General features: G+C 72.4%; 20 protein-coding genes, 1 pseudogene and 1 riboswitch. Of the genes and pseudogenes, 7 read left to right on the top strand and 14 right to left on the bottom strand.

Translation table 11 applies throughout. The features are described from left to right. Nucleotides 1-12: 12 nt before the first annotated feature. The 9 genes from IE94_RS0117840 to IE94_RS0117800 form a co-directional block, all read right to left on the bottom strand. Nucleotides 13-1,089: a hemolysin family protein gene (locus tag IE94_RS0117840; RefSeq protein WP_030185164.1), complete on the bottom strand. Its 1,077-nt coding sequence runs from the start codon at nt 1,087-1,089 to the stop codon at nt 13-15. Continuing rightward, nucleotides 1,086-2,417 carry a hemolysin family protein gene (locus tag IE94_RS0117835; RefSeq protein ID WP_030185162.1) on the bottom strand — a complete coding sequence of 444 codons (1,332 nt, stop codon included), beginning with the start codon at nt 2,415-2,417 and terminating at the stop codon, nt 1,086-1,088. The genes IE94_RS0117840 and IE94_RS0117835 overlap by 4 nt, the downstream gene beginning before the upstream one ends. A 203-nt stretch (nt 2,418-2,620) precedes the next feature. Further along, nucleotides 2,621-3,091, bottom strand: coding sequence for a PH domain-containing protein (locus tag IE94_RS0117830; protein WP_030185161.1), 471 nt, complete (start codon nt 3,089-3,091; stop codon nt 2,621-2,623). A 37-nt stretch (nt 3,092-3,128) separates the two neighbouring features. After that, nucleotides 3,129-3,986: an ATP phosphoribosyltransferase gene (gene hisG, locus IE94_RS0117825; RefSeq protein ID WP_030185158.1), complete on the bottom strand. Its 858-nt coding sequence runs from the start codon at nt 3,984-3,986 to the stop codon at nt 3,129-3,131. A gap of 45 nt (nt 3,987-4,031) precedes the next feature. Continuing rightward, nucleotides 4,032-4,304, bottom strand: a complete 273-nt coding sequence (locus IE94_RS0117820; protein ID WP_030185156.1) for a phosphoribosyl-ATP diphosphatase — start codon at nt 4,302-4,304, stop codon at nt 4,032-4,034. Between the two features lie 33 nt (nt 4,305-4,337). Beyond that, nucleotides 4,338-4,823, bottom strand: a complete 486-nt coding sequence (ribH, locus tag IE94_RS0117815) for a 6,7-dimethyl-8-ribityllumazine synthase (protein ID WP_030185152.1) — start codon at nt 4,821-4,823, stop codon at nt 4,338-4,340. Nucleotides 4,824-4,844: 21 nt separating this feature from the next. After that, entirely contained in the window at nt 4,845-6,134 is a 1,290-nt protein-coding gene (locus IE94_RS0117810; protein ID WP_030185149.1) for a bifunctional 3,4-dihydroxy-2-butanone-4-phosphate synthase/GTP cyclohydrolase II, read from the bottom strand. Beyond that, entirely contained in the window at nt 6,131-6,775 is a 645-nt protein-coding gene (locus IE94_RS0117805; protein ID WP_030185146.1) for a nicotinamide mononucleotide transporter family protein, read from the bottom strand. The genes IE94_RS0117810 and IE94_RS0117805 overlap by 4 nt, the downstream gene beginning before the upstream one ends. Further along, the gene (locus IE94_RS0117800; protein ID WP_030185144.1) at nt 6,772-7,374 is read right to left on the bottom strand and encodes a riboflavin synthase; all 603 of its coding nucleotides are present in this window, start codon (nt 7,372-7,374) and stop codon (nt 6,772-6,774) included. The genes IE94_RS0117805 and IE94_RS0117800 overlap by 4 nt, the downstream gene beginning before the upstream one ends. Before the next feature lie 148 nt (nt 7,375-7,522). Further along, nucleotides 7,523-7,653: riboswitch (FMN riboswitch) on the bottom strand. A gap of 215 nt (nt 7,654-7,868) precedes the next feature. Here IE94_RS0117800 and IE94_RS0117795 point away from each other — a divergent pair. The 3 genes from IE94_RS0117795 to IE94_RS35765 all read left to right on the top strand — a co-directional run bounded on the left by IE94_RS0117795 (nt 7,869) and on the right by IE94_RS35765 (nt 11,604). Then, on the top strand, nt 7,869-10,244 hold the full coding sequence (locus IE94_RS0117795; RefSeq protein WP_030185142.1) for a chitinase C-terminal domain-containing protein: 2,376 nt from the start codon (nt 7,869-7,871) through the stop codon (nt 10,242-10,244). 164 nt (nt 10,245-10,408) lie between these two features. Continuing rightward, on the top strand, nt 10,409-11,173 hold the full coding sequence (locus IE94_RS0117790) for an SDR family oxidoreductase (RefSeq protein ID WP_030185139.1): 765 nt from the start codon (nt 10,409-10,411) through the stop codon (nt 11,171-11,173). Further along, nucleotides 11,170-11,604, top strand: coding sequence for a hypothetical protein (locus tag IE94_RS35765; RefSeq protein WP_245235272.1), 435 nt, complete (start codon nt 11,170-11,172; stop codon nt 11,602-11,604). The genes IE94_RS0117790 and IE94_RS35765 overlap by 4 nt, the downstream gene beginning before the upstream one ends. A gap of 398 nt (nt 11,605-12,002) precedes the next feature. Here the strand turns inward: IE94_RS35765 and IE94_RS0117780 are convergent, their stop codons facing one another. Beyond that, complete coding sequence (locus IE94_RS0117780; protein ID WP_030185135.1) at nt 12,003-13,202, bottom strand: ROK family transcriptional regulator; 1,200 nt, start codon at nt 13,200-13,202, stop codon at nt 12,003-12,005. 131 nt (nt 13,203-13,333) lie between these two features. On the opposite strand from IE94_RS0117780, the gene IE94_RS0117775 reads away from it, so the two are divergent. Then, entirely contained in the window at nt 13,334-14,545 is a 1,212-nt protein-coding gene (locus IE94_RS0117775) for an MFS transporter (protein ID WP_030185134.1), read from the top strand. Here the strand turns inward: IE94_RS0117775 and IE94_RS0117770 are convergent. Beyond that, nucleotides 14,505-14,972, bottom strand: coding sequence for an acyl-CoA thioesterase (locus IE94_RS0117770; protein WP_030185131.1), 468 nt, complete (start codon nt 14,970-14,972; stop codon nt 14,505-14,507). The two genes, IE94_RS0117775 and IE94_RS0117770, sit on opposite strands and share 41 nt — an antisense overlap. A 175-nt stretch (nt 14,973-15,147) precedes the next feature. Here IE94_RS0117770 and IE94_RS0117765 point away from each other — a divergent pair, with 175 nt between their 5' ends. Next, nucleotides 15,148-16,584, top strand: coding sequence for a uracil-xanthine permease family protein (locus IE94_RS0117765; protein ID WP_030185129.1), 1,437 nt, complete (start codon nt 15,148-15,150; stop codon nt 16,582-16,584). On the opposite strand, the pseudogene IE94_RS35760 reads toward IE94_RS0117765, so the two are convergent. After that, nucleotides 16,566-17,649 (bottom strand): annotated as a pseudogene (locus IE94_RS35760) (glycoside hydrolase family 6 protein). The gene IE94_RS0117765 and the pseudogene IE94_RS35760 sit on opposite strands and share 19 nt — an antisense overlap. Nucleotides 17,650-17,868: 219 nt before the next feature. On the opposite strand from IE94_RS35760, the gene IE94_RS0117755 reads away from it, so the two are divergent. Then, entirely contained in the window at nt 17,869-18,564 is a 696-nt protein-coding gene (locus tag IE94_RS0117755; protein ID WP_030185126.1) for a DUF5995 family protein, read from the top strand. A gap of 120 nt (nt 18,565-18,684) precedes the next feature. Further along, nucleotides 18,685-19,617 (top strand): LLM class F420-dependent oxidoreductase, encoded by a 933-nt coding sequence (locus tag IE94_RS0117750; RefSeq protein WP_030185124.1) that lies wholly within the window; start codon nt 18,685-18,687, stop codon nt 19,615-19,617. 56 nt (nt 19,618-19,673) lie between these two features. On the opposite strand, the gene IE94_RS39290 is transcribed toward IE94_RS0117750, so the two are convergent. Continuing rightward, nucleotides 19,674-20,572 (bottom strand): IS5 family transposase gene (locus IE94_RS39290; RefSeq protein WP_425337971.1). Its coding sequence is split into 2 segments (ribosomal slippage): nt 19,674-20,227 and nt 20,227-20,572, totalling 900 coding nucleotides; the frame shifts between segments, so codons are not numbered across the junction. 53 nt (nt 20,573-20,625) lie between these two features. After that, complete coding sequence (locus tag IE94_RS0117740) at nt 20,626-22,323, bottom strand: flavin monoamine oxidase family protein (protein ID WP_030185120.1); 1,698 nt, start codon at nt 22,321-22,323, stop codon at nt 20,626-20,628. Nucleotides 22,324-22,354: the final 31 nt, after the last annotated feature.

Raw genomic sequence — 22,354 nt, 5'->3', positions numbered from 1 at the left:
CCCGGACGCGGCTCAGGACGCCTGGGTCAGGGCCGGACCGCTCCGCCGGGCCGGCGAGAGCGCGGCGTCGTCCCGGTGGGCCGGGTCCCGTACCTCGCCGACCAGGAGTTCCAGTACGTCCTCCAGGGCGACCAGACCGAGGACCCTGCCCGACGCGTCCGTGACCTGGGCCAGGTGGGTCGCCGCACGGCGCATCACCGTGAGGGCGTCGTCCAGGGGGAGTTCGGGGCGCAGGGTGGTCATCGGGCGCCACAGGTGCTGGGGGACGGCCCGCTCGGACTCCTCCAGGTCGAGGACGTCCTTGACGTGCAGGTAGCCCATGAAGGGGCCCTGGTCCGCCGCGATCGGGAAGCGCGAGTACCCGGTGCGTGCGGTGAGCGCGACGATCTCGCCGGGCGTGACCGAGGGGCTGACCGTCACCAGGGACTCACGTGCGAGGAGTACGTCCGTCACCGGGCGGGAGCCCAGCTCCAGGGCGTCCTCCAGGCGTTCCTGTTCCTCCGGGTCGAGGAGCCCCGCCTGACCGGCGTCCTCCACCAGGCGGTTGAGCTGCTCGCTGGTGAAGACGGCCTCGACCTCGTCCTTGGGCTCGACGTGGAAGAGCCTCAGGATGCCCTGGGCGCAGGCCCCGAGCGCGACGGTGACCGGCCGGCACAGGCGGGCGAAGGCGACCAGGCCGGGGCTGAGCCACAGCGCGGCCTTCTCGGGGGCGGCCATCGCGAGGTTCTTGGGGACCATCTCGCCGATGACGAGGTGGCAGAAGACGACGGCGGCCAGCGCGATGACGTAGCCGAGCGGGTGGATCATGCCGTGCGGCAGGTGGACCCACTCGAAGACCGGCTCCAGCAGGTGGGCGACGGTCGGTTCGGCGACGGCGCCGAGGGTCAGCGAGCAGACGGTAATGCCGAACTGGGCGGCGGCCATCATCTGCGGCAGCCGTTCCAGGCCGTACAGCACCTGCCGGGCGCGGGCGGTGCCGAGGGGTTCGATCTGGCTGCGGCGCACGGAGACCAGGGCGAACTCGGCGCCGACGAAGAAGCCGTTGGCGAGCACGAGCAGCGCGGCGAAGAGGAGTTGCAGGACGCTCATCGGACGGCCTCCAGCGCGGAGACCGCGGCGGTGCGCACCAGTCGTATCCGCTCGGCGCGGTAGTGGCCGACCTGGCGGACGGAGAGCCGCCAGCCGGGCAGTTCCGCGCGGTCGCCGACGGCCGGGATGCGGCCGAGCAGGTCGGCGACGAGTCCGGCCACCGTCTCGTACGGGCCCTCGGGGGCTTCCAGGCCGACGCGGCGCAGGACGTCGACGCGGCAGCTGCCGTCGACGTCCCAGGCGGGGCGCCCGTCCTCGGGCGGGGCGGGGACGAGTTCGGGGACGTCGAGGCCGTCGTGCTCGTCGCGGACCTCGCCGACGATCTCCTCGACGATGTCCTCCAGGGTGACGACGCCGGCCGTGCCGCCGTACTCGTCGACCACCACCGCGATGGGCTGCTCGCTGCGCAGCCGGGTGAGCAGCGGCCGTACGGGCAGGGTCTCGGGGACGAGCAGCGCGGGGCGGGCGATCCGGCCGGCCGGGGTGCGCAGCCGGTCGTGCACGGGGACCGCGAGGGCGTCCTTGAGGTGGACCATGCCGACGATCTCGTCGATCTTCTCCCGGTAGACGGGGAAGCGGGACAGCCCGGTGGCACGGGTCAGGTTGACCACGTCCTCGGCGGTGGCGGTGGAGTGCAGGGCGCTGACCTTCACCCGGGGGGTCATGACGTGCTGGGCGGTCAGCTCGCCGAGGGACAGGGTCCGTACGAAGAGGTCGGCGGTGTCCTGTTCCAGGGCGCCGGCCCGGGCCGAGTGCCGGGCCAGGGAGACCAGTTCGCCGGGGGTGCGGGCGGAGGCCAGTTCCTCGGCGGGTTCGATGCCCAGGGCGCGGACCAGGCGGTTGGCCACCGTGTTGAGCGCGGCGATCACCGGGTGGAAGAGGCGGGCGAAGGCGTGCTGGGGGCCGGCGACGAAGCGCGCGACCTGGAGCGGCTTGGACACCGCCCAGTTCTTGGGCACCAGTTCGCCGATCACCATCTGGACCGCGGAGGCCAGCAGCATGCCGACGACGACCGACACGCCGGGCACGGCCCCGTCGGGGACGCCGATCGCGGTGAACGGGCCGTCGAGCAGCCGGGCGAGCGCCGGTTCGGCGAGCATGCCGACGACGAGGGAGGTGATGGTGATCCCGAGCTGGGTGCCGGAGAGCTGGAAGGACAGCTCCTTCAGGGACTCGACGACCCGGTGGGCGCGCCGGTCGCCGGCCGCGGCGGCCTGCTCGGCGTCGGGACGTTCGACGGTCACCAGGCCGAACTCGGCCGCGACGAAGAAGCCGTTGGCGAGGATCAGCAGGAACGCGGCTGCCAGGAGCAGCAGGGGGGTGGTCATGATGCCGCCGCCTGTGGGGTGTCACAGCAGAGGGCGGCGCGGGTACTGCAGGACGGTCCGTCCATCGCCGGAGGGAGTCACTCCTCGGGTAGCAGGAACCCCGCGCACCGGGCGGAGCGACGGGGGCGGGGACGCGACGGCCGCGTCCTCGTTCCCAGATTAATCACGAAAAGGGGGCCCGCGGCAGGGTCGGCGGCGCCGCGTCAGTCACGCGGGGCCTCGGGGAGGGCACCGGAACGGGCCTCCACGAGGTCGCGCAGAGCACGTGCGTCGGCGAGGGCCTGCTGCTTGGCGATGCCGGGCTGGATGCCGAGCGCGGGCAGGCTGGTGCCGTCGCTGAGGTCGAGAAAGACCCAGGGGTCGCCCTGGCGGAGGTTGACCCGGAGGATCTCGGGCCATGCTAGGCGGCGCCTGGCGGTCAGGTTGACCACGGTGACGCCCGACTCGTCGGCCACGACCCGGGGCCGGGCGAGCAGGAGCAGCACGCCGGCCAGGACGAGGGCGGTCAGCACGAAGCTGAGGCGCTCGCCGGGGCCGAGGCCGCCGAGCAGCATCCCGAGCGCCGTGACGGTCACGAAGGTGATGACCGCGAGGGTGATCAGGACGGCACGGGTGCGGCCCGGACGGAAGGTGACGGGCAGGGCCGGCGGGTGGTCCGGTGTGGTGTCGGGCATGGCGTGGCTCCGGGTCGTGCTCCGGGACGGCGAGGGGTCAGAGCCGGCAGGCGTGGATGGCCGTGGTCAGGATGGCCCGGGCGCCGATCTCGTACAGGTCGTCCATGATCCGCTGGGCCTCCTTGGCCGGGACCATCGCGCGGACGGCGACCCAGCCCTCGTTGTGCAGCGGGGACACGGTCGGGGACTCCAGGCCGGGGGTGAGGGCGACGGCCTTCTCCAGCTGCTCCACCCGGCAGTCGTAGTCCATCATCACGTAGGTCCGGGCCACCAGGACGCCCTGGAGGCGGCGCAGGAACTGCTGGACCTTGGGCTCGGTGGTGTCGTCGGGCTCCGCGTCAGAGCGGCGGATGACGACGGCCTCGGACTTCATGATGGGCTCGCCGAAGACCTCCAGGCCCGCGTTGCGCAGGGAGGTGCCGGTCTCCACGACGTCCGCGATGACCTCGGCGACGCCGAGCTCGATGGCGGTCTCGACGGCGCCGTCCAGGTGGACGACGGAGGCGTCGACGCCCTGCTCGGCCAGGTGGGCGGCGACGATGCCCTCGTAGGAGGTGGCGACGGTGCGGCCCTTGAGGTCGGTGACGCCGTTCGCGGTGCCCGGCTTGCCGGCGAAGCGGAAGGTGGAGCGGGCGAAGCCGAGCGGGAGGATCTCCTCGGCGTCGGCGCCGGAGTCGATCAGCAGGTCGCGGCCGGTGATGCCGATGTCGAGCTTGCCGGAGGAGACGTAGATCGCGATGTCGCGGGGGCGGAGGTAGAAGAACTCGACCTCGTTGACCGGGTCGACGATCCGCAGTTCCTTGGCCTCGCGGCGCTGCTGGTAGCCGGCCTCATGCAGCATCTCCCCCGCGGGGCCTGACAGGGAACCCTTGTTGGGGACGGCGATGCGCAGCATGAGGTCGGCTTCCTTTGCGTGGAGGTGGAAAAGGGGGGCTGTGACTTACAGGTGGGCGTAGACGTCGTCCAGGGAGATGCCGCGGGCGACCATCATCACCTGGACGTGGTACAGCAGCTGCGAGATCTCCTCGGCTGCGGCGTCCTTGCCCTCGTACTCGGCGGCCATCCAGACCTCGGCGGCCTCCTCGACGACCTTCTTGCCGATGGCGTGGACCCCCTTGTCCACAAGCTCGGCGGTGCGGGAGGTGGCGGGGTCGCCATGGGCGGCCTTGTGCTGGAGCTCGGTGAAGAGCTCCTCGAAAGTCTTCTTGGACATGGTGGGCCCCACTTTACGCGTGTGCCGGACGGCCTAGCGCCACGGTTCGGATACTGAGCGGAGCGTGGCCGCCGTGGCGACGGCCGCGGTCACCGCCTCGTGTCCCTTGTCCTCGCTGGAGCCCTCGATGCCGGCCCGGTCCAGGGCCTGCTCCTCGGTGTCGCAGGTGAGGACGCCGAAGCCGACGGGGACGCCGGTGTCGACGGAGACCTGGACCAGTCCCTGGGTGACCCCCTGGCAGACGTAGTCGAAGTGGGGGGTACCGCCGCGGATGACGACGCCGAGGGCGACGATCGCGTCGTAGCCGCGGCCCGCGAGGACCTTGGCGACCACCGGCAGCTCGAAGCTGCCGGGGACCCTGAGCAGCGTCGGCTCGTCGATCCCCAGCTCGCTCAGGGCGCGCAGGGCGCCGTCCACCAGTCCGTCCATCACCTTGTCGTGCCACTGCGACGCGATCACGGCGACCCTGAGGTCCCCGACGTTGCGTACGGACAGTTCCGGTGCACCCTTGCCGCTCACGTGTCTCCTCGTCGTACTTGCTTACTGGTTGCCGCAGGTGGACACGGGGGTCGTGTCCAGCCAGGGCAGGTCGTGTCCCATCCGGTCCCGCTTGGTGCGCAGGTAGCGGAGGTTGTGCTCGCCGGCCTGGACGGGCATGGGTTCGCGGCCGGTGACCGTGATGCCGTGCCGTTCCAGGGCCGCGCTCTTGTCCGGGTTGTTGGTCATCAGGCGGACGGCGCGTACCCCGAGGTCCGCGAGGATCTGGGCGCCGGCGCCGTAGTCGCGGGCGTCGGCGGGCAGCCCCAGTTCCAGGTTGGCGTCGAGGGTGTCCCGGCCGCGCTCCTGGAGTTCGTAGGCGCGCAGCTTGGACATCAGGCCGATGCCGCGTCCCTCGTGGCCGCGCAGGTAGACGACGACTCCCCGGCCCTCGGCGTGGATGCGGTCCAGCGAGGCGTCGAGCTGGGGGCCGCAGTCGCAGCGCTGGGAGCCGAAGACGTCGCCGGTGAGGCACTCGGAGTGGACGCGGACCAGGACGTCCTCGCCGTCGCCGATCTCGCCGTGGACGAGCGCGATGTGCTCGACGCCGTCGACCGTGGAGCGGTAGCCGTACGCCGTGAACGCGCCGTGCTTGGTGGGCAGTCGGACCTCGGCCTCGCGGCGGACGGTGGGTTCCTCGCTGCGCCGGTAGGCGATGAGGTCCTCGATGGAGATGATCGTCAGGCCGTGCTTGCGGGCGAACGGGATCAGCTCGGGCAGCCGCAGCATGCGACCGTCCTCGCCGGCGATCTCCACGATGGCGCCGGCCGGGCGCAGGCCCGCGAGACGGGCGAGGTCGACGGCGGCCTCGGTGTGGCCGTTGCGCACGAGCACGCCGCCGGGGCGGGCGCGCAGCGGGAAGATGTGCCCGGGGCGGACCAGGTCGGTGGGTTCGGCGGTACCGCTCGCCAGGAGCCGGAGGGTGGTGGCGCGGTCCGAGGCGGAGATGCCGGTGCTGACCCCGTGGGCGGCGGTGGCGTCCACGGTGACCGTGAAGGCGGTCTTCATCGACTCGGTGTTGTCGTCGACCATCTGCGGGAGCCGGAGCCGGTCCAGTTCCTCGCCCTCCATGGGGGCGCAGATCAGGCCGCGGCACTCGGTCATCATGAAGGCGACGATCTCCTCGGTCGCCTTCTCGGCGGCGATGACGAGGTCGCCCTCGTTCTCGCGGTTCTCGTCGTCGACGACCACGACGGGGCGGCCCGCGGCGATGTCCGCGACGGCCTGCTCGACCGGGTCCAGGGAGAGGTCGTCGATGCCGTCGGGGCTGTAGAGGATGGGTGCCGTGCTCATGCGGGCGCTCCTTCCGGAAGGGGGCGGGCCGCGTTGCGCGAGCGCAGCCACCAGTCGCGCAGGCCCCACAGGACGAGCGCGCCGTAGAGGACGTAGACGAAGCCGGAGAAGGCGAAGCCGTTGGCGAAGTTCAGCGGGACGCCGACGAGGTCGACCAGCAGCCAGGCGAACCAGAACTCGACCATGCCGCGTGCCTGGGCGTACATGGCGACGACGGTGCCGACGAAGATGTACGCGTCCGGCCAGGGGTCCCAGGACAGGGTGGGGTAGGCGGTGAACAGGGCGCCCACCGCGAGGGTGCCGACGGCCGCCGCGGCGACCAGCGCGCCGCGCTCGCGCCAGGTGGCGAACCGGACGGCGACGGAGCCGTCCTGGTTCTGCCGCCGGCCGCGGTTCCACTGCCAGAAGCCCCAGGCGGCGACGACCATGACGACGATCTGCTTGCCGGCGCTGCCCGAGAGGTGGGCGGTGGCGAAGGCCGCGAAGAGGACGAGCCCGGAGACGAACTGCACGGGCCAGGTCCAGATCGAGCGCCGCCAGCCGAGGGCGAGGCCGAGCAGACCGATCACGTTGCCGATCATGTCCGACCACTTGATGTGCTGGTCGAAGAGCGTGAACGCCTCGGAGTTGAGCCAGTTCACCGAGTGCCCCCCGGTGCGCCGAGCAGCCGCTCGACGTACTTCGCGATGATGTCGACCTCGAGGTTGACCGGGTCGCCGGGCTGCTTGATGCCCAGCGTCGTCAGCGCGAGGGTGGTGGGGATGAGGCTGACGGTGAAGAAGTCGGGTCCCGCGTCGACGACGGTGAGGCTGATGCCGTCGACGGTGATGGAGCCCTTCTCCACGACGTAGCGGGCGAGGTCGGCGGGGAGCGAGATCCTGACGATCTCCCAGTGCTCGGAGGGCTTGCGCTCCAGGATCTCGCCGGTGCCGTCGACGTGGCCCTGCACGATGTGGCCGCCGAGCCGGGCGCCGACGGCGGTGGGGCGTTCCAGATTGACCCGGGAGCCGACGGCGAGGGCGCCGAGGCTGGAGCGGTTCAGCGTCTCGGCCATCACGTCGGCGGTGAACTCGTCGCCTTCGTGGTCGACGACGGTGAGGCAGACGCCGTTGACGGCGATGGAGTCGCCGTGGCGGGCTCCTTCGGTGACCGCGGGGCCGCGCAGGCGGAAGCGACAGGCGTCGTCGAGGGTCTCGACGGCGGTGATCTCGCCCAGCTCTTCGACGATTCCGGTGAACACTTCCCGGGTCCTCCTGCCTCTTCGGGCACGGACTCCGGGGCTGTCGGAACGACAGATTCACGAACGAGGACACCGGGGGCGACGCCGGACGGGACGCGCCCCTGACGGGCACGCCCAGAAATCGGCGGCGCGCACCTGTGCTCGCCCGCCGCGCACTGCCTCCCATCCGGACTTTAACCGTCGGTCCAGGAATTTCACCTGGTCAACCGGTCGCTGGAGGCGACCGGGTCGCGGACTGTAACCGCCGGTTCGGACTTTCACCGACCCCGGAGTGCGCTGCTTCTGGTACACGGCCAGTGTGCCACGACTGATCCCCGTCCATGCGGACGGAGCGTGTGGGGTGGCTCACAGAACGCTCTTCACGGTCCCGGACCCCACCGCGAGCGCCCCAACTGGGCCCGCCACCCGCCCTCCTTGAGATTGGTCCATACCTATTGACTCACTGGTCTAGTCCTCTCTAGGGTCTGCGCAACTTCCGTGGAGAGGAACCGACTGTGCCTTCCCCCTCACGCCCCAGATCCCGCCGCAGAGCGGGGCCGGCCCTGTTCGCGGCCGGCGCCGCCGTCGCCGGTCTGCTGCTCGCCGGCCTTCCGGCGACCGCGTCGCAGGCCGCCGGCCAGGAGTCCTGCCGCCCCGACGGCCTCTACCGGACTCCCGGCATCGAGGTCCCCTACTGCTCGGTCTACGACTCGGCGGGCGGGGAGAAGATGGGCGCCGACCACCCGCGCCGGGTGATCGGCTACTTCACCGGCTGGCGCACGGGCAAGGACGGCAAGCCGGCCTACCTCGCCTCGGACATCCCGTGGGACAAGGTCACCCACATCAACTACGCCTTCGCGCACGTGGACGGGGGCAACCGGCTCTCCGTCGGTACCGACGGCGAGAAGAACCCGGCGACCGGCATGACCTGGCCCGGCGTCGCGGGCGCCGAGATGGACCCGGGCCTCCCCTACAAGGGCCACTTCAACCTGCTGAACAAGTTCAAGAAGCAGCACCCGGACGTCAAGACGATGATCTCGGTGGGCGGCTGGGCCGAGACGGGCGGCTACTTCGCGGACGACGGCTCGCGCGTGGACTCGGGCGGCTTCTACTCGATGGCCACCAAGGCGGACGGCGCGGTCAACCAGGCCGGCATCGACACCTTCGCGGACTCGGCGGTGGACTTCGTCAGGAAGTACGGCTTCAACGGCGTCGACATCGACTACGAGTACCCGACGACCATGAAGGACGCGGGCAACCCGCTCGACTGGTCCTTCGCGAACGGCCGGCGGGCCGGGCTGGTCAAGGGCTATGCGGCGCTCATGAAGACGCTGCGCGAGAAGCTCGACCGCGCGGGCGCCGCCGACGGCAGGCACTACCTCCTCTCCGTCGCGGCGCCGTCCTCCGGGTACCTGCTGCGCGGCATGGAGACCTTCCAGGTCCAGAAGTACCTGGACTACGTCAACATCATGTCGTACGACCTGCACGGCGCCTGGAACGAGTACGTCGGCCCGAACGCCTCGCTCTTCGACGACGGCAAGGACGCCGAGCTGGCCGCCGCGGGTGTCTACGGCAGTGCCCAGTACGGCGGCATCGGCTACCTCAACACCGACTGGGCCTACCACTACTTCCGCGGCTCGATGCCGGCCGGCCGCATCAACATCGGCCTGCCCTACTACACCCGCGGCCACAAGAACGTCCAGGGCGGCACCGACGGCCTGTGGGGCAGGGCGTCCGCCTCCTCCTGTCCGGCGGGCTCCGGCCTGACCAAGTGCGGTGACGGCGCCGTCGGCATCGACAACCTCTGGCACGACCTCGACACCGGCGGGAAGGAGTCCCCGGCGGGCTCCAACCCGATGTGGCACGCCAAGAACCTGGAGAAGGGCATCGTCGGCGACTACGTCACCGACTACGGCTTCCCGGCGGACACGAAGCTGACCGGCACCTACGCCCGCAAGTACGACGCGACGCTGGTCGCCCCCTGGCTGTGGAACGCCGAGAAGAAGGTCTTCCTGTCCACCGAGGACGAGCAGTCGGTCGGGGCCAAGGCCGACTACGTGGTGGACCGGGGCATCGGCGGCGCGATGATCTGGGAGTTGGCCGGCGACTACGGCTGGAACGCCGCCAAGGGCCAGTACGAGCCGGGCGACACGCTCACGTCGCTGATGTACGACACGTTCAAGTCGGCCGCGCCCTACGGAGCGCGGAAGTCGAACGCGGAACTGCCCGCGGAGGCCGTGGACGTGGACGTGGAGTTCACCGACTTCAAACTGGGCGACTCCAACTACCCGATCACACCCAGGCTGCGGATCACCAACCACACGAAGTCCGCGCTGCCGGGCGGCACGGAGTTCCGGTTCGACTACGCGACCTCGGCCCCGGGCAACGCCTCCGACCAGTCCGGTTTCGGCACCAAGGTCATCAGCAGCGACCACACGGGCGGCAACGCGGGCGGTCTGAAGGGGGACTTCCACCGGGTGTCGCTGAAGCTTCCGGCGTGGCAGTCGCTGGCGCCCGGCGCGAGCGTCGACCTGTCGTTCAACTACTACCTGCCCGTGTCGACCCCGTCGAACTGGACCGTGACGATCGGCGGCAAGGCGTACGCCCTGGCCGGCGACCTCGCCCGGGGCACGACCGTGGTGGACCCGGGGACGCAGTCGCCGACCCCCACGCCGACGCCCACGGGCACCCAGTCCCCGGGGCCGAGCCCCAGTCCGACGGACGGCACCGGGCAGTGCGCCGCCCCGGCCTGGGACGCGGCCGCGTCGTACGGCGGGGGGACCACCGTGTCCCACCGGGGGCACACGTGGAAGTCCAAGTGGTGGACGAAGGGCGAGGAGCCCGGGACCACCGGTGAATGGGGTGTCTGGCAGGACCTCGGCGCCTGCTGACCCCACCCGAACGGGCCCGGCGGCGGTGACGAAGGCCCTTGCCCGCCGCCGGGTCCCCCTCCCTCCGCGCACCCTGCCGGGCTCCGGCGGGGTGCGCGGTCCTTCGGGCTGCGGAACGGTGTGAGGGGCGAACCGCACGCCACGTCCGGCAGGGAGCCGACAGCATGACCACGATCCTGGTGACCGGCGGCACCGGCACACTCGGCCGGCCCGTCACCGCACGGCTGCGCGCCGACGGGCACGAGGTGCGGGTACTCAGCCGGCACGGCGAGCCGTACGCCGTCGACCTGCGCGAGGGCGGCAGCGGACTGGACACGGCGCTCGCCGGTGTCGACACGGTGGTGCACTGCGCGACCACGCCGCGCGGCGGGGACGAACGGTCGGCCGCGAACCTGATCGCGGCGGCGCGACGGGCCGGGGTGAGGCACCTGGCCCACATCTCGATCGTCGGGGTCGACCGGGTGCCGCTCGGCTACTACCGGTCGAAGCTCGCCGTCGAGAGGCTGGTGATGGAGTCGGGTCTCGGGTGGACGGTGCTGCGGACCACCCAGTTCCACGACCTGGTGGTGCGGGTGCTCGGGCTCCTGGCCAAGGCGCCGGTCCTGGTGCTGCCGGCCCATGCCTCGGACCAGCCGGTGGAGGTGGCGGAGGTCGCCGACCGGCTCGCCGCACTGGCCGTGGGCGCGCCCGCCGGACGGGTGCCGGACCTGGGCGGCCCCGAGGTGCGCACCGTCGAGTCGCTGGCGCGCGCCTACCTGGGCGCGACGGGACGCCGCCGGGCCGTGGTGAACGTGCCGCTCGCGGGGAAGACTTACCGCGCGTTCCGCGCGGGCGGGCACCTCACGCCCGGGCACGCGGTCGGCAGGGGCACGTTCGAGGAGTATCTGGCGGTGCGGTTCGGCGACGGGGAGGGCGGGCGGCGCGGATGAGCAGACGGGCGTGGCTGCGGGCGGGGCTGGGAGTGCTCGCGGGCGGCCAGGTGGTGCTGGGGCTGTGGATCCTGCTGCTGCCCGAGTTGTTCTGGAAGTGGCCGTGGGTGTCGCACCTGCCGCCCTACAACGAGCACCTGCTCCGGGACTTCGGCGGGGCGAGCCTCGCGCTCGCCGTGGTGCTGTGCGCGGCGGTGGCGGCGATGGAACGCCGCCTGGTGCTGACGGCGCTGGTGGCCTACCTGGTCTCCTCCGTGGCCCACCTCCTGTTCCACGCCCGGCATCTGGAACCCCTGTCGGCGGCGAGTGCCGCGGGCTTCATGGCCCTGCTGGGGACGGCGGTGCTGCTCCCGGCGGTACTGGTGTGGCTGGCGGCGGACCGCTCGGCGTTCCACGAGCCGGACCCCGCAGGACGGCGGCCGGCTCGCTGAGGACACGGGCGCCCTGCCCCGGCCGTCCACGGCAGTGGTCGCCCCGGGGGCCGCGCCCCCGCACACCGCCGCACCGGGACGCGCACCCCCGCCCCCGAGCCTCGGGCGATCCGCGCAACCGGCGGCGCGCGATCCCGCGCGGTCCCACCCCGCCAGGGCCCTCCCTCCCCCGCCGGAACACCGCCTCCGGGATCCGAGGGCTTCGGCTTCCGTCCGCTCCCGTGGGACCGCCCCACCACGCCCGACGCCCCGAGGGCCACCGCTCCGGGCAGCCGGTCGACCGCGAGGGTTCTCCGCCTCGCCGAGGCCGAACAGGGAGGCGGCCCTCGGACCCGCGCGGCCCGGCGGCCTGCCGTCCTCGCCTCGGGACGGAGCACGCCCGCCCCGGGCGCCGTGGGCTACCGCTCCGGCGATGCGAAGAGTTCGTCCTGGGCCCGGTCACGGGCGGTCAGCAGCGCGCCGCGCAGTACCGCGGCGCCGCCCAGGGCGCTGGGCCGCACCTCGGTGGCCAGCGGGGACATCCGGCCCAGACGCTGCTGGACGCGGTCGGCGAGGGCGTCGGCACCGGCCTGGCCGATCTCACCGGCGAGGACCAGGCAGCCGGGGTCGAGGACCGAGACGACGGCGGCGGCGCCGAGGACGACGCGGTCGGCGAGGGCGTCGAGGAAGCTCCCGGCGGCCGGGTCGTCGCCGGACGCCGAGCGGCGCACCGCCTCCCGGACCAGCGCGGCGGCGTGCGGCTCGGGCCCGGTGGGCCGTGCCGTCACGCCGTGCTCCGCCGCCAGCGCGGCCACCGCCGCCGACCCCGCCACGGAGTGGAAGCCGCCGTCGCAGTCGGTGGCGGAGGGCAGACCCGCGGTGCCCGGCACCGGCATGAAGCCGATCTCGCCCGCGCCGCCGGACACGCCCCGGCGCAGGGTGCCGTCCAGGACGACGGCGGCGCCGATGCCGAGGCCGAGCCAGAGCAGGACGAAGGTCTCGCGGCCCCGGGCGGCGCCGTCGCGCTGTTCGGCCAGGGCGGCGAGGTTGGTCTCGTTCTCGACGCCGACCCGCGCCTCGGGGAACTTCTCCTGGAGCGCGGCCATCAGCCGGCGGTGCCACTCGGGCAGCCCGCCGGAGTCCCGGAGCTCGCCGCCGACGGGGTCGATCAGACCGGGCGCGCCGATACCGACGGTGTGCAGCCGGTCGGCGCCGGCCTCCTTCACCGCGCGCTCGACCAGACTCACCGCCTGCTCCACCGCGGGACCGGTGCCGGAGCGGTCGTCGATCGGCGCGGAGGCCTCGGCGAGGACCCGGCCGAGCAGGTCGGAGACGAGGACGGCGACGCCCCCGGTGCGTACGTCCAGGGCGGCGAGGTGGGCGCGCTCGGCGACGATGCCGTAGAGCTTGGCGTTGGGCCCGCGGCGCTGCTCGCCGGACTCCCCCGCCACCTCGATCAGCCCGGAGGCGGTGAGCCGTTCGACGAGGTCGGCGACGGTGGGCCGGGACAGGCCGGTCAGCTGCTTCAACTGCCCTGCCGTCAACGGGCCCTCCTGCTGGAGCAGATGAAGGGCGTGCCGGTCGTTGATGGCCCGGGCGGTGCTCGGGGATGCGGGCATGCCGGGATCCTTCCAGATCGGCGGCGCGGGGCCCACGCCGGTAACCCACTATCTATCAGGCAGGCTCCCTGATAGTTTACCCGGCGCGCTGCCACGCACCGCCGCGCACCGAGGACACGAAGGGGTGGACCATGAGCACAGGGATCTACGGGCGACGCGAGGTGAAGCATGCCCGGTACGCCGTGGCGGCCGTGTTCGCCGTGCACGGCTCCGTCACCGGCTCGTTCGCGACCCGGGTGCCGTGGATCCAGGACCACGCCGGCGTGAGCGCGGGCCAGTTGGGGCTGGCGCTCGCCTTCCCGGCGCTCGGCGCGTCCCTCGCCATGCCGCTGGCCGGGAGCGTGAGTCACCGCTTCGGCGCCCGTACCGCCCTGCGCGGTCTGCTGGCCCTGTGGACCCTGGCGCTGGTCCTGCCCTCCCTCGCCCCGAACCTGCTCACCCTGTGTCTCGCCCTGTTCGTCTACGGCGCCACGGCGGGCATGTCGGACGTGGCGATGAACGCGCTGGGCGTCGAGATCGAGAACCGTCTCGACAAGTCGATCATGTCCGGACTGCACGGCATGTGGAGCGCGGGCGCGCTGATCGGTTCGGCGGCCGGCACGCTCGCCGCCCACCTGGGCGCGGACGCCCGCACCCACCACCTCCTGGCCGCCGCGGTGCTGACCGTGACGGGCCTGGTCGCCTGCACCTGGGTGCTGGACCTCCAGCCCGCCGAGGACGAGGACCCGCCGCCGCGCTTCGCACTGCCGCCCAGGTCGGCGGTGCTGATCGGCGCGGTCGGGTTCTGCGCGGTGTTCGCGGAGGGCGCGAGCCTCGACTGGTCCGCGGTCTACCTGCGGGACGAGTTGCAGACCTCGGCCGGCCTGGCGGCGGCCTGTACGACGGGCTTCACCTTGACGATGGCGGTGGCCCGGCTCGTCGGCGACCAGGTGGTGGACCGGTTCGGCGCGGTGCGCACGGTGCGGGTGAGCGGTGTGCTGGCCGCCCTGGGCGGTCTGCTCGTCGTGATCGGCGGCCATCCGGCGGTGGCGATGACCGGCTTCGCGCTGATGGGCCTCGGCATCGCCGTGGTCGTTCCGCTGTGCTTCGCCGCGGCCGGCCGGGCGGGCTCCAACCCGAGCCTGGCCATCGCGGGCGTCGCCACCATCACGTACACCTCCGGCCTGGTCGCGCCGAGCGCGATCGGCGGTCTGGCCCAGGCGACCAGCCTGGTGGTGTCGTTCGGTCTGGTGACCCTGCTGGCCTGCTGCCTGGTGGTGTTCGCGAGGGTGCTGCGGGCCGGGGACCGCAACCGCCCGAAGATCAGTGCGCCGGTCGCAGAAGTGCCCGACCGGCAGTCCTGAAGGTCTCGCTCCACGGCGCCGGGCGCAGCGTCCCGGAGTCCAGCCGGACCAGCACCCGGGTGCCGCGGGCGTAGGTGGTGGCGCCGTCCGCCGAGCAGAACCGGAAGCCGTAGGTCAGCCCGGTGGTGCCGAGCCGGTCCAGCCAGAGGTGGACGGCGTACGCGCCCGGCCGCGTGACCGGTGCCTCGTAGGTGATCGTGAGTTCCTTGACGGCGTTGCACGCGTCGCCGGCCGCCGCCCAGTCGCCCTCGAACCGGACGCCGTACCCGGCCCACAACCGCGTCCAGGCCCGCTCGACCATCACCGGGTAGCGCGCGTTGTGCAGCAGCCCGAGCGCGTCCAGGTCGTCGAAGTGGACGGTGACGGGGACGAGCCGGCCGTGCGGCACGGCGGGCGGGACGGGGGCGGCGGGCGCTTCGGCGGTCACTGCGTGCTCCTGGGTGGTGCGTGGTGGTACGCGTGGTGTCGGCGTACGGGGGACCGCCGTCATCCTAAGCGGACGCTCAGGGCACTCTTCGGGGAAGGGTGCAGGTCAACCGCATGGCCGGGCACCCCTGACAATGGTCCGGACAGACTCGGCACAGAGAAAGCGAAACCTCACCATGGACCTCGGCGTGCGTTGGAAGCTGCACGGGGATGGCAAAGTGCCCGCCCCCGGAGCGGTGGTCCGCCCCGACGAACGGCTCTCGTGGCCCCGCACGGCCGGGTTGGGCGCCCAGCACGTGGTGGCCATGTTCGGGGCGTCGTTCGTGGCTCCGGTCCTGATGGGCCTGGACCCCAACCTCGCGATCATGATGTCGGGCGTGGCGACCGTCATCTTCCTGCTCGCCACCCGCGGCCGGGTGCCCAGCTACCTCGGCTGCTCGCTCTCCTTCGTCGGCGTCGCCGCAGTGATCCGGGCACAGGGCGGCACCAGCGCCACGGTGACCGGCGCGGTCCTGGTCGTCGGAGTCGCGCTGTTCCTGGTGGGGCTCGCCGTGCAGCGGTTCGGGGCGCGGATCATCCACGCCGCGATGCCGCCGGTCGTCACCGGCGCCGTGGTGATGCTGATCGGCTTCAACCTGGCCCCGGTCACCGCGTCCACCTACTGGCCGCAGGACCAGTGGACGGCGCTGCTGGTGATGCTGTTCACCGGTCTGGCCGTGGTGTGCCTGCGCGGCTTCTGGTCCCGGATCGCGATCTTCCTGGGGCTGGTCTTCGGGTACGTGCTGTCCTGGGCCCTCGACCGGATCTTCGGGAAGATCCACTCGGTGGACGGCAGCGGCAAGCTCACCGACCACTGGCGGCTGGACTTCTCCGCCGTGGGCCGGGCCGACTGGGTCGGGCTGCCGACCTTCCACGGGCCGAGCTTCGAGTGGTCGGCGATCCTGGTCGCCCTGCCGGTCGTCATCGCCCTGATCGCGGAGAACGCCGGGCACGTCAAGGCGGTCGGCGAGATGACCGGCGACAACCTGGACGACAGGCTCGGCACGGCGATCTCCGCCGACGGCATCGGCTCGGTGCTCTCCACCGCCGTCGGCGGTCCGCCCAACACCACGTACTCCGAGAACATCGGCGTGATGGCCGCGACCCGGGTCTACTCGACGGCCGCCTACTGGGCCGCGGCGGGATTCGCCCTGCTCTTCGGCCTCTGCCCGAAGTTCGGCGCGGTCGTCGCCGCGATCCCGGGCGGCGTGCTCGGCGGCATCACCGTCATCCTCTACGGCATGATCGGCCTGCTCGGCGCGCAGATCTGGATCAACGCGAAGGTGGACCTGCGCAACCCGTTGAACCTGGTACCGGCCGCCGCGGGCATCATCATCGGCGTCGGCAACGTCAGCCTGGAGTTCACCGACACCTTCTCCCTCAGCGGCATCGCGCTCGGCACCCTGGTCGTGATCACCGGCTACCACGCGCTGCGCGCCTTCGCCCCGGCCCACCTCAAGACCCAGCAGCCGCTCCTCGACGAGGGCACGTCGTCGTACGACGCGGAGTCCGAAGGCGGCGGCGCGGGCAACGGCGGTGACGGTGAGGGCGGTGCTCAGCGCGCCAGGTCGTAGGCGTACGAGGGGGTGAACGTCCCCGGCTCGCCGCGGCAGCCGTCCGACTCCCCGGGCAGCTTGACCCACAGGTAGGCGTCGATGCGCCCCATGCCGGTGGTGAGGGTCGGTGCGCGGCCGAGTCTGCGACCGCCCGGGTCGCACCACTCCCCGTCGGCCGGGGCGCCGTTGCCGTTGCGGCTGGTGTCGATGACGGCGCCGAGGCCCGCCGGGCCGCCGAGGGCGTCGAGGACCGCGCGGTCGTAGCCGACCTCGTCGGCGGTGGTGTGGAAGTTGGAGACGTTGCTGAAGACGCCGTCGGAGGAGTCGGCCGAGGCGGCACCGGCCTGCTTCAGCCGGCCCGCCTGCTGGGCGGGGGCGTGCCAGCCGGAGTGACCCGCGTCGTAGTGCACCCGGGCGGCCGGGTCGGCGTCCTTCATGACCCGCCCGGCGCGGGCCAGGGAGGCGAAGCGGTCCGCGCGTCCCCCGGCGGACAGGCACGCGGACTGGGCGACCGAGTCGGGCTCCAGCACGACGATCACCTCGCCGGAGCCCAGCCCGGCGGCGAACCGGTCGATCCAGGCGTCGTAGGCGTCGAGGTCGGGCGCGCCGCCCTCGGAGTGGCCTCCGCAGTCGCGGTCGGGTATGCGTACGGCACGAGCACCGGCACCCGGCCCTGGGCGGCGGCCGCGGAGGTGACGGCGCGGACCCGGGAGGTGAGCGTGGCGGGTGTGTGGTCGGCGAACCAGACGGCGGCCGGGTGCCCGGCGACCCGGTTCGCGATGACGTCCCGGCGCGGGTGCCGGGGTGGGCCCGGAGCCAGTCGGCGACCTGGGAGTCGGGGTGCCGGTAGAGCCGGGTGGCGGCGGCCGTGGTCCCGGGTTCCTCCTTCGTGGCGGTCCGCCTCGGCGTAGGGGCCGGAGTCGGCTTCCGGGGCGTCGGGGACGGCGACGCGGACCGCGAGGGCGAGGGGGGCGGCGACGAGGGCGGCGAGGCGGGCAGGGCGTCCGGCCGCACCGGAGGGGACACCTGCGGGCGGGCGGCCTCCGTCTCCCCGCCGCCCGCGTCGCCGAGCGCGGTGAGCAGGCCGGCGGCGGCCCCCACCGCGACGACGACGGACGCCGCGGCGACCCTCGCACCGCGGCCGGCGACCCGCCTCCGTTCGGTCCCGCGAACTGCCGGACGTCGGGCACGACGGCCTGACACGTAGGATCCCCCTCCCCCGCGGCGGGCACATTCCCCCGTTCTGGGGAAGCGCCGGGCCCGCCGGCACAGCCGTCAGCCTAAAGCTGCGACGCTGCCGCCATGGCGCACTGCGAGCAAGTCCCGACGGCCGCCTTGACGGTGGACACCGTCCTGTCCCGGATGCGGGCCCTCGACACGGCGCTGCCGGCCCGGGACGGGATCGCGGTCTTCAACCGCGTCTACCTGGCCGTCACGGAGGCCGTCGACCGGCACATCGACGGCGGCCGGTTCGCGGACGCCCCGGCCGCGACCGCGCTGGACGTGCGGTTCGCCGAGCGCTATCTGGCCGCCGTGGACGCGGCGGAGGAGGACCGCCGTCCGCCCGCGTGCTGGCGCCCCCTGTTCCAGTTCCGCCGCCATCCGGGGGTACGGCCCCTGCAGTTCGCGCTGGCGGGCATCAACGCGCACATCGGCCACGACCTCGCGCTGGCCGTGGTGGACACCTGTCGTACGCTCGGCTGCGAACCCGTCGACCTGGAGGACGAGTTCGACCGCGTGGGTGATCTCCTCGTCTCGCTGGAGGAGCGCATCCGCGACGAGCTGATGCCGGGTCCCGATCTCCTCCAGATCGCCGACCCGCTGACCCATCTGCTCGGCTCCTGGAGTCTGGAGCGCGCCCGCGAGGCCACCTGGGCGGCGGCCCGCGCGCTGTGGGCGCTGCGCCGGCTGCCGGACGTCGCCGGGGAGTTGACCGAACGGCTGGACGCCGCGGTGGGCTTCGCGGGCCGCATGCTGCTCACCCCGCTGCCGGATTGATCCGTCCGGTCCCCGCCGTGGTGCCGCGGTGCGCGTACGGAACAACCGTACGTTCGTTGTACGTTGAAACCGGTTGGACCCATGGGCAACTCGCACCCCGACTGCGAAGGAGCACCCGGCATGACGACCCGGCTCGGACTCGGCCTCCCCCAGATGCGGCAGTACGACATCGGCAAGGACGTCCCCGACGTGGCGCGCGCGGCGGAACGGACGGGCTACGAGAGCCTGTGGGTGTTCGAGCGCGCCCTGTTCCCCCAGCCCGCGACCCAGGGGCTGTACGGCATCGAGGGCCTGCCCTGGCCGGACACGTACCGGGGCGTGGCGGAGCCGCTGGTCACCCTCACCCTCGCCGCCGCGGCCACCGAGCGGGCCCGGCTGGGTACGAGCGTGCTGGTCGCCCCGCTGCACGTGCCGTTCCAGCTCGCCAAGACGCTGGCCTCGCTGGACGCGGCGAGCGGCGGCCGGGTGGTGGCGGGCTTCGGCACCGGCTGGTCGCACGACGAGTACGCGGCGGCGTCCGTACGGCCGTTCGCCGAGCGCGGCGCCGCCCTCGACGAGCTGATCGGGGTGTGCCGGGCGGTGTGGAGTCCCGACCCGGTGGTGTACGACGGCGAGGTGACGAAAATCGCCTCCGCCGAGGTCGGCCCCAAACCCGCCCGGCCGATCCCCGTCCTGCTGGCGGCGGGCGACAGCGGCCGGGCCCGGCGCCGCCTGGTCGACCACGCCGACGGCTGGCTGCCGACCGGCATGGGCGCCGCGACCGTCGCCGAGCAGTGGCGGCGGCTGCGGGAGCTGGCCGCCGAGCGGGGCCGTACGGAGCCGATCCGAACGGTGCTGCGGGTCAACACCCGCTACAGCGCCAAGAACTACGAGGGATCCGACCGCCGCCCCTTCCAGGGCGGCGTCGACCAGATCGTCGAGGACCTGGTCGCGCACGCCGAGATCGGCCTGGACGAGATCCTCGTCGACCTGCAGAGCACCCTGCGCGACGCCGAGGAGCTCAAGGACGTCGCCGCCCAGGTCTACGAGAAGGCGAGGGCGGCCGGGGTCTAGACCCGGGCGCGGCCCCGTCCTCCTCCCGTCCTCTAGTCCCCTGGTTCTCTGGTCCCCTAGGTTCTGTCCGGCGGATCACTGCGGAGCCAGAGGCGTATTGCTGCGGCGGTGACGGTGCCGTGGAAGACGTAGGCCCGCTTGTCGTAACGAGTGGCGACTGCGCGGGAGTTCTTGAGCCGGTTGATGGTCCGCTCGACCTCGTTGCGCCGCCGGTATCGGTCACGGTCGAAGCTGGTGGGCCTGCCGCCCGCGCTGCCTCTGCGGCGGCGGTTGGCCCGCTGGTCCTTCGGTTCCGGAATCGTGTGCCGGATGTCGCGTCTTCGCAGGTAGCGGCGGTTGCGGCGTGAGCTGTATGCCTTGTCGCCACTGACGTGGTCCGGCCGTGTCCGGGGGCGTCCGCCCAGCGGTCGGGGGACCCGGATCCGGTCCAGGACCTCGATCATCTGCGGGGCGTCGCCCCACTGGCCCGGCGTGAGCAGGAGGGCCATAGGGCGGCAGCCGCCTTCGCCGGCCAGGTGAATTTTGCAGGTCAGGCCGCCCCGGGAGCGTCCGAGTCCCTCGTCGGGGCGGTGGTGCCGGGGCGTCGTCCTTTTTTCGGGACCCGCGGCCGGGTCTTGCGGGCACCGGCCGCATGCTGATGGGCCCGGCAGGACGTCGAGTCGACGCCAACCATCGACCAGTCGATCCGCCCCGCCAGGTCGGCGTCGGCCTGGACCGAATGCAGAATCTGGTCCCAGGTGCCGTCCGCCGACCAGCGGCGATGTCGTTCGTAGACGGTTTTCCACGAACCGTAGCGTTCCGGCAGGTCACGCCAAGGGACGCCCGTCCGGACACGAAACAAGATGCCGTTGACCACGGTGCGGTGGTCATTCCACCGGCCGCCCCGCCGACCCGAAGGCGGCAGATGCGGCTCCAGTAACGACCACTCGCGATTCGTCAGATCCCCCCGACCCATGACCGAACCAACGAGCGACCGGTCGGAAGGTCACATGATCCGCCGGACAGAACCTAGTCCTCGGGAAGCTCCACCGGCGCGATCTCCTCGTAGAGGTCGCCCGGGCCGGGGTTGGTCCGGTCGGTCTCGCCGCCGAGGTGGTGCATGACGCCCCAGACCGCGTTCAGCGCGGTCTGCACGGCGCCCTCGGCCCAGCCGGCCGTCCAGGAGATGTCGTCGCCGGCGAGGAAGATGCCCCGCTTGTCCTCGGGCAGCCGGTCCTGCATGAAGTGGGTGAACAGACGGCGCTGGTAGCGGTAGTGGCCCGGCAGGTTGGCCTTGAAGGCACCCATGAAGTAGGGCTCGTTCTCCCAGGAGACCGTCACCGGGTTGCCGATGACGTGCTTGCGGATGTCGACCTTCGGATAGATCTCGCCGAGCGACTTCAGCATGACCTCCATCCGCTCGTTCGCGGACAGCGGCAGCCACTTCAGACTGTCGTCGCACCACGTGTAGGAGAGGCAGATGACGGCGGGCCTGTCCGGGCCGTCGTCGAGCAGGTAGGTGCCGCGGGTCATGCGGTCGGTGAGCGTCATCGACATGACGTCCCGGCCGGTGTCCTCGTCCTTGTCGAGCCAGAAGGGCCGGTCGACCGGGACGAAGAGCTTGCTGGACTCCATGTAGTGGGTGCGCTCGATCGCGGTCCAGTGGTCGATCGGGAAGAGCGAGTCGTCGCAGGCGATCTTCGAGAGCAGCATCCAGGACTGGGCGGTGAAGATCGCCGCCGGGTACGTGCGGATGTCGCCGTCCGCGTCGGTCACGGTGATGCGGTTGCCCGCGGTGCGGTTCAGCCGGGTCACGGCCGGGCGGGGCTCGCCGTCCCGGTGCAGGGACTTCAGCGAGGTGCCGTGCGGCCAGTGGACGATCTTCTCGGGCTCGCGCTCCCAGAGCCTGAGCGGCAGCTGCTGGGAGCCGCCGACGATGCCGCGGTGGTGGTCGTCGGCCTCGGTGTAGACGACGCGGAGGATCTCCAGGATGGAGTTGGGGAAGTCGGTGTCCCAGCCGCCGGTGCCGAAGCCGACCTGGCCGAAGATCTCGCGGTGCCGGAAGGACTTGAAGGCCTCGGAGTCGCACAGGAAGCCGTAGAAGGTCTGGTTGTCCAGCTTCTCGACCAGCTTCGCCCAGATCTCGCGGATGCGGGGGACGTCGCGCTCGCGCAGGGCGCGGTTCATGTCGGAGAAGTCGGCGCCCTCTTCGAGGCACTTCGCCCAGGCGTCGGCGACGTCCCGGTAGACCTGCGGCAGGTCGTCGAGCGTCTCGGCGTAGTGCGACTCGCCCTTGAGGTCGACGACCGTCGAGGGGGTCGCCTCGGCCAACGGGTTGGGGAAGGCCCGGGTCTGAAGGCCCACCAGGTCGATGTAGTGCTGGAGGGCGGTGGAGGACGGCGGGAAGCGCATCGCGCCCATCTCGGCGGTCAGCGAGGGGTCGCAGCCGTCGAAGCCGACGGTGCGCAGGCGGCCGCCGATCCGGTCGGCCTCGTAGACGACGGGCCTCAGGCCCATCTTCATCAGCTCGTAGGCGGCCACGATGCCGGACAGGCCGCCGCCGATGACGGCGACCTCGGTGCCGTGCTCGGTGGCGGGTATCTGGCCGAGTCCGGCGGGGTGGGCGAGGAAGTCGTCGTACGCGTACGGGAAGTCCGGCCCGAACATGGTGATCGGCGGCTGCTGCTCGTCTGCGTGCTCGATCGCGTTGGGCACGGTGGACGTCATGGGGTACGGACTCCTTGCACGGGTGGAACGG

It is taken from the genome of Streptomyces violaceorubidus, assembly GCF_000717995.1.
GTDB lineage: Bacteria > Actinomycetota > Actinomycetes > Streptomycetales > Streptomycetaceae > Streptomyces > Streptomyces violaceorubidus.
The sequence above is the reverse complement of the archived record's forward strand: the minus strand, read 5'-3'. Positions and strand labels throughout refer to the sequence as shown.

Bases quoted from the DNA above. Each gene is read 5' to 3' on its own strand.
- IE94_RS0117790 (WP_030185139.1), top strand. From the start codon at position 10,409: ATGACCACGATCCTGGTGACCGGCGGCACCGGCACACTCGGCCGGCCC.
- IE94_RS0117830 (WP_030185161.1), bottom strand. From the start codon at position 3,091: ATGCCCGACACCACACCGGACCACCCGCCGGCCCTGCCCGTCACCTTC.
- IE94_RS0117840 (WP_030185164.1), bottom strand. From the start codon at position 1,089: ATGAGCGTCCTGCAACTCCTCTTCGCCGCGCTGCTCGTGCTCGCCAAC.
- IE94_RS0117740 (WP_030185120.1), bottom strand. From the start codon at position 22,323: ATGACGTCCACCGTGCCCAACGCGATCGAGCACGCAGACGAGCAGCAG.
- IE94_RS0117750 (WP_030185124.1), top strand. From the start codon at position 18,685: ATGACGACCCGGCTCGGACTCGGCCTCCCCCAGATGCGGCAGTACGAC.
- IE94_RS0117820 (WP_030185156.1), bottom strand. From the start codon at position 4,304: ATGTCCAAGAAGACTTTCGAGGAGCTCTTCACCGAGCTCCAGCACAAG.
- IE94_RS0117765 (WP_030185129.1), top strand. From the start codon at position 15,148: ATGGACCTCGGCGTGCGTTGGAAGCTGCACGGGGATGGCAAAGTGCCC.
- IE94_RS0117810 (WP_030185149.1), bottom strand. From the start codon at position 6,134: ATGAGCACGGCACCCATCCTCTACAGCCCCGACGGCATCGACGACCTC.
- hisG (WP_030185158.1), bottom strand. From the start codon at position 3,986: ATGCTGCGCATCGCCGTCCCCAACAAGGGTTCCCTGTCAGGCCCCGCG.
- IE94_RS0117780 (WP_030185135.1), bottom strand. From the start codon at position 13,202: ATGCCCGCATCCCCGAGCACCGCCCGGGCCATCAACGACCGGCACGCC.
- IE94_RS0117835 (WP_030185162.1), bottom strand. From the start codon at position 2,417: ATGACCACCCCCCTGCTGCTCCTGGCAGCCGCGTTCCTGCTGATCCTC.
- IE94_RS0117775 (WP_030185134.1), top strand. From the start codon at position 13,334: ATGAGCACAGGGATCTACGGGCGACGCGAGGTGAAGCATGCCCGGTAC.
- IE94_RS35765 (WP_245235272.1), top strand. From the start codon at position 11,170: ATGAGCAGACGGGCGTGGCTGCGGGCGGGGCTGGGAGTGCTCGCGGGC.
- IE94_RS0117755 (WP_030185126.1), top strand. From the start codon at position 17,869: ATGGCGCACTGCGAGCAAGTCCCGACGGCCGCCTTGACGGTGGACACC.